Origin of the sequence: Sinomonas halotolerans, from assembly GCF_039615075.1 — a bacterium.
In the GTDB taxonomy this organism is placed as follows: domain Bacteria; phylum Actinomycetota; class Actinomycetes; order Actinomycetales; family Micrococcaceae; genus Sinomonas; species Sinomonas halotolerans.
In genome coordinates this window covers 383,232-394,028 of record NZ_JBDFRB010000001.1, presented here as the reverse complement: position 1 = coordinate 394,028, position 10,797 = coordinate 383,232, and the positions used below count along the sequence as shown (strand labels likewise).

At 71.6% G+C, this 10,797-nt stretch carries 8 protein-coding genes; 4 read left to right on the top strand and 4 right to left on the bottom strand.

The genetic code is table 11. From position 1 onward, the window contains the following. Nucleotides 1-85: 85 nt before the first annotated feature. The 4 genes from ABCQ75_RS01760 to ABCQ75_RS01745 all read right to left on the bottom strand — a co-directional run bounded on the left by ABCQ75_RS01760 (nt 86) and on the right by ABCQ75_RS01745 (nt 6,026). Nucleotides 86-514 carry a GlcG/HbpS family heme-binding protein gene (locus ABCQ75_RS01760; RefSeq protein WP_345882747.1) on the bottom strand — a complete coding sequence of 143 codons (429 nt, stop codon included), beginning with the start codon at nt 512-514 and terminating at the stop codon, nt 86-88. Next, the gene (locus ABCQ75_RS01755) at nt 511-2,697 is read right to left on the bottom strand and encodes a malate synthase G (protein WP_345882746.1); all 2,187 of its coding nucleotides are present in this window, start codon (nt 2,695-2,697) and stop codon (nt 511-513) included. The genes ABCQ75_RS01760 and ABCQ75_RS01755 overlap by 4 nt, the downstream gene beginning before the upstream one ends. Before the next feature lie 112 nt (nt 2,698-2,809). Beyond that, nucleotides 2,810-4,225, bottom strand: a complete 1,416-nt coding sequence (locus ABCQ75_RS01750; protein WP_345882744.1) for an FAD-binding oxidoreductase — start codon at nt 4,223-4,225, stop codon at nt 2,810-2,812. Nucleotides 4,226-4,292: 67 nt separating this feature from the next. Beyond that, nucleotides 4,293-6,026: an L-lactate permease gene (locus tag ABCQ75_RS01745; protein WP_345882743.1), complete on the bottom strand. Its 1,734-nt coding sequence runs from the start codon at nt 6,024-6,026 to the stop codon at nt 4,293-4,295. A 244-nt stretch (nt 6,027-6,270) separates the two neighbouring features. On the opposite strand from ABCQ75_RS01745, the gene ABCQ75_RS01740 reads away from it, so the two are divergent. The 4 genes from ABCQ75_RS01740 (at nt 6,271) to iolD (ending at nt 10,796) form a co-directional block, all read left to right on the top strand. Then, the gene (locus ABCQ75_RS01740) at nt 6,271-6,678 is read left to right on the top strand and encodes a tautomerase family protein (protein WP_345882742.1); all 408 of its coding nucleotides are present in this window, start codon (nt 6,271-6,273) and stop codon (nt 6,676-6,678) included. Nucleotides 6,679-6,811: 133 nt separating this feature from the next. Beyond that, entirely contained in the window at nt 6,812-7,801 is a 990-nt protein-coding gene (gene iolC / locus ABCQ75_RS01735) for a 5-dehydro-2-deoxygluconokinase (protein ID WP_345882740.1), read from the top strand. After that, nucleotides 7,798-8,835: a Cgl0159 family (beta/alpha)8-fold protein gene (locus tag ABCQ75_RS01730; protein WP_345882738.1), complete on the top strand. Its 1,038-nt coding sequence runs from the start codon at nt 7,798-7,800 to the stop codon at nt 8,833-8,835. Before iolC ends, ABCQ75_RS01730 begins: the two co-directional genes overlap by 4 nt. 11 nt (nt 8,836-8,846) lie before the next feature. Further along, nucleotides 8,847-10,796 carry a 3D-(3,5/4)-trihydroxycyclohexane-1,2-dione acylhydrolase (decyclizing) gene (gene iolD / locus ABCQ75_RS01725; protein ID WP_345882935.1) on the top strand — a complete coding sequence of 650 codons (1,950 nt, stop codon included), beginning with the start codon at nt 8,847-8,849 and terminating at the stop codon, nt 10,794-10,796. Nucleotide 10,797: the final 1 nt, after the last annotated feature.

Below are 10,797 nucleotides of genomic sequence, written 5' to 3'. Positions count from 1 at the left end.
GCGCGCGGCGGCGGGCCCCCCCCCCCCCCCCCCCCCCGCCCCCCCCCCCGGGGGGGGGGGCCCCCCCACGCTGCTGTGCCGGGGGTCAGGCGACCTGAGGCGTGAGGCCCGCCGCCTTGGCCGCGACCGAGGCGGCCGCCTCGTCGTTGTCCGAGGTGTCCCCGCTGATGCCCACCGCGCCCACGAGCGCGCCGTCGTCGCCGCGGACGAGCACCCCTCCCGGAACCGGGATGAGGCGGCCGCCGATGGCAGCGGCGGCCGCGGCGATGAAGTACGGCTGCTGCTCGGCGCGCTCCATGAGGGCACGCGAGCCCATCCCGAGCGAGAGGGCGCCGTACGCCTTGCCCTGGGCGATCTCGAAGCGGCTGTTCGAGGCGCCGTCCTGGCGCGCGGCGGCGATGACGTGGCCGCCTGCGTCGAGGACGACGACGGTCAGCGGCTTGAACTCGCGCTCCCGGCCCGCGTCGAAGGCCTCGGCGATGATGGCCTGGGCGGTGGAGAGGGTCAGGCTCATGAGGCGCTCCTGGTGAGTTCGTGCGCGGCCTTCTGGGCCGCGCGGCGGCGGTGGAGGATGGGCTCGGTGTAGCCGGCAGGCTGGGCCGCGCCCTCGAGCACGAGCTCGCGGGCGGCCTGGAACGCCTCCGTCTCGAAGCCGGGGGACATCGGGATGTAGTCCGGGTCCCCGGCGTTCTGCTCGTCCACCACCACGGCCATGCGCCGCAGGGACTCCTCGACCTCCTGCTCCGTGATGACGCCGTGCAGGAGCCAGTTGGCCACGTGCTGGGAGCTGATCCGGCAGGTGGCGCGGTCCTCCATGAGGGCCGTGCCGTGGATGTCCGGGACCTTGGAGCAGCCCACGCCCGCGTTGACCCAGCGCACCACGTAGCCGAGCGTGCTCTGGATGTTGTTGTCCAGCTCGCTGCGCCGCGCCTCGGCGTCCCACTCGGCCGGATCACCGAGCGGGATGGTCAGCAGCTCGCGCCGGGCCGAGCGGCGCTCCCGGCCGAGCTCGGCCTGCTGCGCGTCGACGTCCACCTGATGGTAGTGGATCGCGTGCAGGGTCGCCGCAGTCGGCGACGGCACCCACGCGCAGTCCGCGCCGGCGAGCGGGTGGGCGACCTTCTGGGCGAGCATGTCCGCGAGGTTGTCCGGGGCCGCCCACATGCCCTTGCCGATCTGGGCACGGCCGCGGAAGCCGCACTCGAGCCCGATGTCCACGTTGGCGTCCTCGTACGCCTTGATCCAGGCGGCCGAGCGCATGTCCGCCTTGCGGACCACGGGGCCGGCGAGCATCGAGGTGTGGATCTCGTCTCCCGTGCGGTCCAGGAACCCGGTGTTGATGAACACGACGCGCTCGCGGGCCTCGAAGATGCAGGCCTTGAGGTTGGACGAGGTGCGGCGCTCCTCGTCCATGATGCCGATCTTGAGGGTGAGCGGCTCGAGGCCGAGCACCTTCTCGGCGCCGGCGAGGAGCGCGCATGCGACGGCGACCTCCTCAGGGCCGTGCATCTTCGGCTTGACGATGTACACGGATCCCGTCCGTGAGTTGCCGCCCGCGTGCTCTCCGCGCAGGTCGTGCACAGAGCCCAGGCCCGTGAAGAGCGCGTCGAGGATCTCCTCCGGCACGCGGTTCCCCGCGGCGTCGAGCACGGCATCGCTGGTCATGAGGTGGCCGACCTGGCGGATGAGCAGGAGCGAGCGGCCGGGCAGGGTCAGCTCAGAGCCGTCCGGGGCCGTGTAGACGCGGTCCGGGTTGAGCCGGCGGACCTGGGTGCGGCCGCCCTTCTCCAGCTCGGCCGTGAGCGTGCGCTGCATGAGCTGGAGCCAGTTGCGGTAGCCCACGACCTTGTCCGCGGCGTCCACGGCCGCGACCGAGTCCTCGAGGTCCATGATCGTGGTGACGGCGGACTCGAGGACGATGTCCTTGACCCCGGCAGGGTCCCCGGCCCCGATCGGGTGGGCGCGGTCGATCTGGACCTCCAGGTGCAGGCCGTGGTGGACCAGCAGCACCGCCTCGGGCGCGGCGGCGTCCCCGCGGAAGCCGACGAACTGCGACGGGTCGGCGAGGCCGACGGCGCCGCGTGCCGTCTCAGCGACGAGCGCGCCGTCGGCCACCCGGTAGGCGGTGACGTCGGCGTGCGAGCCGCCGGCGAGGGGCGTGTGCTCGTCGAGGAGCTGGCGGCCCCGGGCGACGACGGCGGAGCCGCGGACCGGGTTGTAGCCGCCGGTGCGCTCCCGGCCCTCTTCCTCGTCGATCACGTCGGTGCCGTACAGCGCGTCGTACAGCGAGCCCCAGCGGGCGTTGGCGGCATTGGCCGCGAAGCGGGCGTTGAGGAGCGGCACGACGAGCTGGGGCCCGGAGACGGTCGCGATCTCCGGGTCGACCTTCTCGGTTGAGATGCTGAAGTCCGCGGGCTCGTCCACGAGGTAGCCGATCGAGCGCAGGAAGGCCTCGTAGGCCTCGGGATCCACCGGCCCCGGGCCCGCGGTGCGGTGGAACTCGTCGATCTGCTGCTGGATCCGGTCGCGGACTGCGAGCAGCCCGCTGACCTTGGGGGAGAACTCGGCCACCAGGGCGGCAGCGCCTTCCCAGAAGGCGTCCTCGTCGATGCCGGTGCCCGGAAGGGCCTCGTCGCGGACGAAGGCGAAGAGCTCTTCGGCGACGCTGAGTCCGTGGGCTTCCACGTGGCGGTGCATGCTTACTCCTGAACTTTCACAGTGCAAATTTCACAATGCAGAAATTGAATATCGTATATAGGAACGCTAGGCGGGACCGGCGCCGGGAGTCAATCGCTGGCCCCGCCCGGTCTCAGAGCGCCTTGCCCCGGTTGAGGATGTGCTCCGGGTCGAAGACGTCCCGGATGGCCCGCTGCAGCTCGAGGGAGGTGTCCCCGAGCTCTTCCCGTACCCACTCGCGCTTGAGCAGGCCCACGCCGTGCTCGCCGGTCAGTGTGCCGCCCACCCGCTTTGCGAGCCGGAACATCTCGCCGAGTGCCGCCTTGGCGGGCCCCTCGGTGATCGACTCGCTCGGGTCCACGACGATCATCGGGTGCAGGTTCCCGTCCGCAGCGTGGGCGACCGAGAAGATGCGAACTCCCGTGCGCGCTGCGATCTCCTCGAGGCCCTTGAATGCCTCCGCGAGCCGGTCCCGAGGCACGGCGATGTCCCCGATGGAGACCCTGCCGAGCTGCTCGAGGGACGGGATCGCGTCGCGGCGGGCCTTGACGAGCGCCTCGGCCTCGGCCGTGTCCGCCGCCCGGTGGACCGACGTGGCGAACGGGGCGATGGCCTCCGCGATCGCGTCGAGCTCGAGGTGGGCCCCGTAGCCGTCCGTCTGGGCCAGGAGGAAGGCCCCGCCGAGCGCGCGGTGGTGCGTGCCCTCGGCGCGGTCCACGGCGTCGAGCGTCGGGCCGTCCATGAGCTCGAGGATCGAGGGCTGGATGCGAGCTGCCGTGATGGCCGAGGCCGCGCGGCCGGCCGCCTCGACGTCGTCGAAGTAGGCCGCGAGGGTCTCCGTCCGGACGGGGCGCGGGCGCAGTCGGAGGGTTGCCTCGACGACGATGCCGAGCGTCCCCTCGCTGCCGATGAACAGGGCGTTGAGGTCGTAGCCGGTGACGCCCTTGATGGTGCGGCGTCCGGTCGAGACGATCCTGCCGTCCGGGAGCACGACGCGCAGGCCCAGGACGGACTCGCGGGTCACGCCGTACTTGGCGCACCACATGCCGCCGGCGTTGGTGGCGATGTTGCCGCCGATCGAGCAGATCGCAGTGCTCGCAGGGTCCGGGGCGTAGAAGAGGCCGTGCTCGGCCGCCGCGGCGTTCACCTCGGCGTTGAGGACCCCGGGCTCGACGACGGCGATCATCTCCACCGGGTCGATGCTGAGGATGCGGTTCATGCGCGACACGTCGACGACCACCTCGCCGGCGTGGGCGCTCGCGCCGCCCGCAAGACCGGTCCCGGCCCCGCGGGGGACCACGGGGATCCGGTGCTCGTGCGCGAGGCGGAGAGCGGCGACGACGTCGTCGGCGGACTCGGCGTGCACGACCGCGTCAGGCACGGTGGCCGGCTCGTAGCCCGAACGGTCCGTCGAGGCGGCGGCCCGGGCGGCCGGGTCCGTCGTGGCACGCGGGTGGGACTCGAACGCTGCGGTGCCTTCGGCTGCCATCAGTATGGGGCCCTCCGCGGGGGCGGTGCCCACCGCAGGGGCGGGGGTGTGGACGGTCATGCGGATGCCTTTCTCGAAGTGGTTCTGAGCGCTGGCGCCGGGCCGGCTGCTGGACTGTCCCCGGCGGTCACGGGACCATCCAGGACAGGACGCCGGTCTGGAGGACGACGAGGACCATGAAGACCGCCAGCAGGCCCAGGCTCCAGCCGAGGAGCTTCCTGAACAGAGTGCTCTCGGACCCGTCGAGCCCCACCGCGGCGGCGGCCACGGCGAGGTTCTGGAGGGAGAGCATCTTCCCGAGGACGCCTGCCGAGGAGTTGGTCGCAGCCATGAGGACCGGCGAGAGGCCCGTGTGCTGGGCCGCCGTGACCTGGAGCTGGCCGAACAGGGAGTTCGCCGAGGTGTCCGATCCGGTCAGGGCGACGCCGATCCATCCCAGCAAGGGGGAGATGACGGCGAAGATGCCGCCCGCGGAGGCGAGGGCGACGCCAAGCGTCCCGGTCTGCCCCGAGAGGTTCATGACGAAGGACAGGGCGAGCACCGAGCTGACGGTCAGGATCGTCCAGCGCAGGACCTTGAGGGTCTCCCCGTAGATGCGGATGCCGCGGCCGAAGGGGATGCGGTAGATCGCCAGGGTGATGAGGCCCGAGATGAGCAGGAGTGTCCCGGTGCTCTTGAGGTGGTCGAAGCGCATGGTGGTGGTGGCCACCTGCTTGCCGCTCGGGTTCACGACGTCCAGACCCGGCCAGCGGAAGGAGAAGCCGCCCGCGGCCGTGAGCCAGGCCTTCACGGCCGGGATCTGCGAGAGCGAGAAGACGGCGATGATGATGAGGTAGGGGGCAACGGCCATCCACAGCTCGCGCGGCGCGGGCCGCGCGGGTGTCGAGCCCGCACCGGCCTGCGGAGCGCCGGTGACGCCGCCGCCCGAGGAGGATGCGCCGTCGTGCGCAGAGCCGCCCGCGCGGTGCGCCGAGCCGCCCCCGGCGCGCGCGGCGACGGTCTCTGCCTCGAGCACGACTGTGCCCTCGGCCTCGAGCGGCGCGGCCGGCTGCCACACGCGCAGCAGGCCGAGGACGGCGGCGATGGCCACGATGCCGGCGACGACGTCGGTGAGCTCGACGACGAAGAAGTTCGAGGTCACGAACTGGGCGAGGGCGAAGGACGCCCCGCCGACGAGGGCCGCCGGCCACGTCTGCCGGACACCCCGGCGGCCGTCCACGATGAAGACCAGCACGAGGGGCACGATGAGGGCCAGGAAAGGGGTCTGGCGGCCGGCCATCGCGGCGACCGTGCCGAGCGGGATGCCGGTCACGCCGCTGAGCGCGATGACGGGGGAGGCCATGGCGCCGAACGCGACAGGGGCCGTGTTGGCCAGGAGGGACACGACCGCCGACTTGAGGGGCTTCATGCCCGCGGCCATGAGCATCGCTGCAGTGATTGCGACGGGAGCGCCGAACCCTGCGAGTGCCTCGAGGAGCGCACCGAAGCAGAAGGCGATCAGGATGGCCAGGATCCGGAGGTCGTTGGAGATGGACCGGATGGCGGTGCCGAGGACATCGAACCACCGCGTGGCCACCGTGAGCTTGTAGACCCAGAGCGCGTTGATGAGGATCCACAGGATGGGGAACATGCCGTAGAAGGCGCCCGCCCCGGTGGCCGAGAGGGCCTGGCCGAGCGGCATCTTCCACACCGCCACGGCGAGCACGATCGAGACGGCGAGGCTGACGACGGCCGCCTTCCACGCCTTGGCGCGGAAGACGCCGAGCATGACGAACATCAGGACCAGGGGGAGTGCCGCCAGCAGGGCGGCGAGGACGAGCTGGCCCCCAAAGGGGTCGACGGTCTGGTTGAAGGTACTCACAAGACTCCTTTGTCTTCGCGCGCAGGGGCGCGGGGTGCAGTGAGAATGACGGGGGATTCTCGCAATACGGAATCCACGTTCCGAACAATGGGAGCCTAACTGTGACGCCGCTCACCGTCAATGGTCAGTCCACAGTGGTCTAGCCACATGCGAAGCGTGATCCGTAAGTTTGTTAGGACAAACTCTTGCCAGTCGGCGGTGATAGGCATATTGTGCTTATGTCAGCACAAAGTTAGGAGCATGTATGCCTCTCGTCCGCATCGACGTCAATGCCGGCCGTACCCCCGACCAGGTCGCGCGCATCAGCCGCGCGGTCCACGATGCCATCCTCGCCGAGTACCGCATCCCGGAGCGGGACTACTTCCACATCGTCACCGAGCACGCACCCGGCCAGATCGTGGCCCAGGATGCGGGGCTCGGGTTCGAGCGCTCGGGCGGGGTGGTGATGATCCAGATCTTCACGCAGGGCGGCCGCGGCCAGGAGGCCAAGGAGGCCCTCTTCGCGGCGATCGCGCGCAACCTCGGCGATGCCGGCGTGGGGGGCGAGGACGTGTTCATCGGCTACGTCGAGAACTCGGCGGGCGACTGGTCCTTCGGGTTCGGGCGCGCCCAGTACATGACCGGTGAGCTGGCGGTCCCCGCGCGCGGATGAACTCCTTGCGCGAATGTAAGTACAAACCTTTGACAGGACATTAAATGTGTTGCAGAGTGGTCCTGTGGCCGGCGCCACAGGCAGCGAAGCCGGTCCGGACCACCTCCGGGCTCACGAGGAAAGGCACCGCGACGTGACCTACGACGTTCTCACGATGGGGCGCATCAGCGTCGACATCTATCCCAACGACATCGGCGTCGGCCTTGCGGACGTGACGAGCTTCGGCAAGTACCTCGGCGGGTCCCCGTCGAACGTCGCCGTCGCCGCGGCGCGGCACGGGCGCCGCACCGCCGTCATCACCCGCACCGGCGACGACCCGTTCGGCGAGTACCTCCACGCGGAGCTCGCGAAGTTCGGCGTGGACGACAGGTTCGTCCGCCCTGTCGGCGGCCTCCAGACCCCGGCCACGTTCTGCGCGATCCTGCCCGAGCAGCATGAGTTCCCCCTCTACTTCTACGGCCGCTTCCCCACGGCGCCGGACCTCCAGATCCGCGCCGAGGACCTCGACCTCGCGGCGATCCGCGCGGCCCGCGTCTTCTGGTCCACGGTGACCGGCCTGTGCCAGGAGCCCAGCCGCGCCGCGCACATCGCGGCGCACGAGGCCCGGCCCCGCGCGGGTCTCGCGCAGGGCCAGTTCACCGTCCTGGACCTCGACTACCGCCCCATGTTCTGGGACTCGGCCGAGTCCGCGCGCGAGCAGGTCGCCAAGGTCCTTCCGCACGTGACCGTCGCGATCGGCAACGAGGAGGAGTGCGCGGTGGCGGTCGGCCACGGCACCCCGGACGAGCAGGCGGACCGCCTCCTCGCCGCGGGCGTCGAGATCGCCGTCGTCAAGCTCGGCCCTGAGGGCGTCATGGCCAAGACCAGCACCGAGCGCGTGGTCTCCGCCCCGGTGCCGGTCGAGACCCTCAACGGCCTCGGTGCCGGCGACTCGTTCGGCGGCGCGTTCTGCCACGGCCTCCTCGCCGGCTGGCCGCTCGCCCAGGTGCTCGACTACGCGAACGCCGCGGGCGCGATCGTCGCCTCCCGGCTCGCCTGCTCCGACGCGATGCCGACGCCGGCCGAGGTCACCTCGCTGCTCGCCGAACGCGGCCGCCTCGTCCCCGAGGCGGTGGCCCGATGAGCACGGTCTCCAGCGCAGCTCCCCGCGCGAAGCACGCAACGGCGTCGTCCGCACCGCTCGGCGCGGCGCCCCTCGCCAACGCGCACGACGACGACCCCCGCCGCTACGAGCACCTCACCAAGGTGCGGCTCGAGGATCCGCAGGCCGTAGCCCGCGCCGCGGCCTCCCGCCGCCGCCACCCGGGCGCCGTGCTCGGGAAGCAGAACTTCATCGTCGCCGCGGACCACCCGGCGCGCGGGGCCCTCGCCGCCCAGGGCCGCCCCGAGGCGATGGCGGACCGTCGCGAGCTCCTGGACCGGCTCCAGGTCGCGCTCGCGAACCCCGCCGTCGACGGTGTCCTCGCGAGCCCGGACATCATGGACGACCTGCTGCTGCTCGGGGCGCTCGAGGGCAAGCTCGTCTTCGGCTCGATGAACCGCGGCGGCCTCGCCGGGTTCGTCAACGAGCTCGACGACCGCTTCACGGGCCACACGGCGGAGGCGCTCGCAGCCCTCGGCGCGGACGGCGGCAAGATGCTCACGCGCATCTGCCTCGGCGACCCTGCCACGGCGGACATCCTCGAGAACACTGCCCACGCGATCGACTCGCTCGCCGAGCGCGGGCTCATCGCCATGGTTGAGCCCTTCCTTTCCGTGTGGGCCGATGGCAAGGTCAAGAACGACCTGTCCCCGGAGGCCGTCATCAAGTCGATCGCGATCGCCGAGGGCCTCGGCTCCACGAGCGCGTACACGTGGATGAAGCTGCCCGTGGTGGAGGACATGGAGCGCGTCATGGCCGCCACGACCATGCCGACCGTGCTCCTCGGCGGCGACCCGACCGGCCACCAGGACGAGGTGTTCGCCTCGTGGGGCCGCGCGCTCGCCCTCCCGGGCGTCCAGGGCCTCACCGTGGGCCGCACCATGCTGTACCCGGCCGACGGCGACGTGTCCGGTGCCGTCGCCGCCGCAGCCTCGCTGCTGCGCACCGAAGAGATCAAGCCCGTCGCCGCGGCAGACACCGCGGCCACGACGTCCGGCAAGGAGGCCGTGCAGTGACCACTCGCAGAATGACCGTGTCCCAGGCGCTCGTCGAGTTCCTCGGGAAGCAGTACACGGTGGACCGCGTCGGGGACAGCACCTACCGCGAGCGGCTCATCCCCGGGATGTTCGGCATCTTCGGCCACGGCAATGTGGCCGGCGTGGGCCAGGCGCTCAAGCAGTGGCAGGTCGCCGACCCGGGCCTCATGCCGTACTACCAGGGCCGCAACGAGCAGGCCCAGGTGCACCAGGCCGTCGGCTACGCGCGGCACACGCGCCGCCGCCAGACGTTCGCGGTCTCGACCTCGATCGGTCCGGGCTCCTCGAACCTGCTCACGGGCGCCGCGCTCGCCACGGCGAACCGCCTCCCCGCGCTCCTGCTGCCCTCGGACACGTTCGCCACCCGCGCCGCGGACCCGGTCCTGCAGCAGCTCGAGCAGCCGCACGGCTACGACATCACGGTCAACGACGCGTTCCGCCCGCTCTCGAAGTACTTCGACCGCGTCAACCGCCCCGAGCAGCTCTTCTCCGCGCTCCTGCACGGCCTGCGCGTCCTGACCGACCCGGCCGAGACCGGCGCCGTGACGATCGCCCTCCCGCAGGATGTCCAGGCCGAGGTCTTCGACGTGCCCGAGGAGTTCCTCGCCGAGCGCGAGTGGCGGATCCGCCGCCCCGAGCCCGAGGCCGAGGACATCGCCGAGGCCGCCCGCCGCATCCGCGCCGCGGAGCGCCCGGTGGTCGTCGCCGGCGGCGGGGTCCTCTACGCGTTCGCGACGGACCAGCTGCGCGCCTTCGCCGAGGCCACGGGCATCCCCGTCGTCTGGACGCAGGCCGGTGTCGGCTCCCTCGCGTGGGACCATCCCCAGGCGCTCGGAGCGGTCGGTTCCACGGGCACGACGGCGGCGAACGCCGTCGTGCGCGACGCCGACCTCGTCATCGGGATCGGCACGCGCTACGAGGACTTCACCACCGCCTCCCGCACGGCCTTCCAGGACCCGGGCGTGGGCTTCGTGAACATCAACGTCGCCGCGATCGATGCGTACAAGCACGGCACCTCCCTGCCGATCGTCGCCGACGCGCGCAAGGCGCTCGTGGCGCTCACGACGGCGCTGTCCGGCTACCGCGTGGGCGCGGACCTGACGCGCGTGGTCGCCGAGGAGAAGGCCCGCTGGGACGCGACCGTCGACGCTGCGTTCGCCCAGGACCACGAGCCGCTCGTGTCCCAGAACGCCATCATCGGCGCGGTCAACGCGGCGATGGACCCGCGCGACGTCGTCATCTGCGCCGCCGGCTCCCTCCCGGGGGACCTGCACAAGATGTGGCGCATCCGCGACCCGTTCGGCTACCACGTCGAGTACGCGTTCTCCTGCATGGGGTACGAGATCCCCGGCGGCCTCGGCGTCAAGCGCGCGGCGCTGGACGAGGCGGCACGCGCCGCGGGCAGCGCGGGCAACGAGGAGGCGCCCCGGGACGTGGTCGTCATGGTCGGCGACGGCTCGTACCTCATGATGCACACCGAGCTCGTCACCGCCGTCGCGGAGGGCATCAAGCTCATCACCGTCCTCATCCAGAACCACGGCTACGCCTCGATCGGCGCGCTCTCCGAGCAGCTCGGCTCGCAGCGCTTCGGCACGAAGTACCGCACCCTGGACCGCCAGCACCACACGTTCGACGACGGGGAGAAGCTCCCGATCGATCTCGCCGCGAACGCCGAGAGCCTCGGCGTGACGGTCTACCGGATCGAGCCCGGGCCCAACGCGATCGACGACCTCCAGGCCGCGATCGGCAAGGCCAAGGCCGCCCCGGAGGGCTCCGGCCCGATCGTGATCCACATCGAGTCCGACCCGCTCGTGGACGCCCCGAGCTCCGAGTCCTGGTGGGACGTCCCCGTCTCCGGCGCCTCCGAGCTCGAGTCCACGAAGCAGGCCTTCGCGACCTACATCGACCACAAGTCCCGCCAGAAGCCCCTGCTCGGCTGAG

Excerpts from the sequence above, each read along its gene's own strand:
- ABCQ75_RS01760 (WP_345882747.1), bottom strand. The coding sequence starts at position 514 with ATGAGCCTGACCCTCTCCACCGCCCAGGCCATCATCGCCGAGGCCTTC.
- ABCQ75_RS01755 (WP_345882746.1), bottom strand. The coding sequence starts at position 2,697 with ATGCACCGCCACGTGGAAGCCCACGGACTCAGCGTCGCCGAAGAGCTC.
- ABCQ75_RS01750 (WP_345882744.1), bottom strand. The coding sequence starts at position 4,225 with ATGACCGTCCACACCCCCGCCCCTGCGGTGGGCACCGCCCCCGCGGAG.
- ABCQ75_RS01740 (WP_345882742.1), top strand. The coding sequence starts at position 6,271 with ATGCCTCTCGTCCGCATCGACGTCAATGCCGGCCGTACCCCCGACCAG.
- ABCQ75_RS01730 (WP_345882738.1), top strand. The coding sequence starts at position 7,798 with ATGAGCACGGTCTCCAGCGCAGCTCCCCGCGCGAAGCACGCAACGGCG.
- iolD (WP_345882935.1), top strand. The coding sequence starts at position 8,847 with ATGACCGTGTCCCAGGCGCTCGTCGAGTTCCTCGGGAAGCAGTACACG.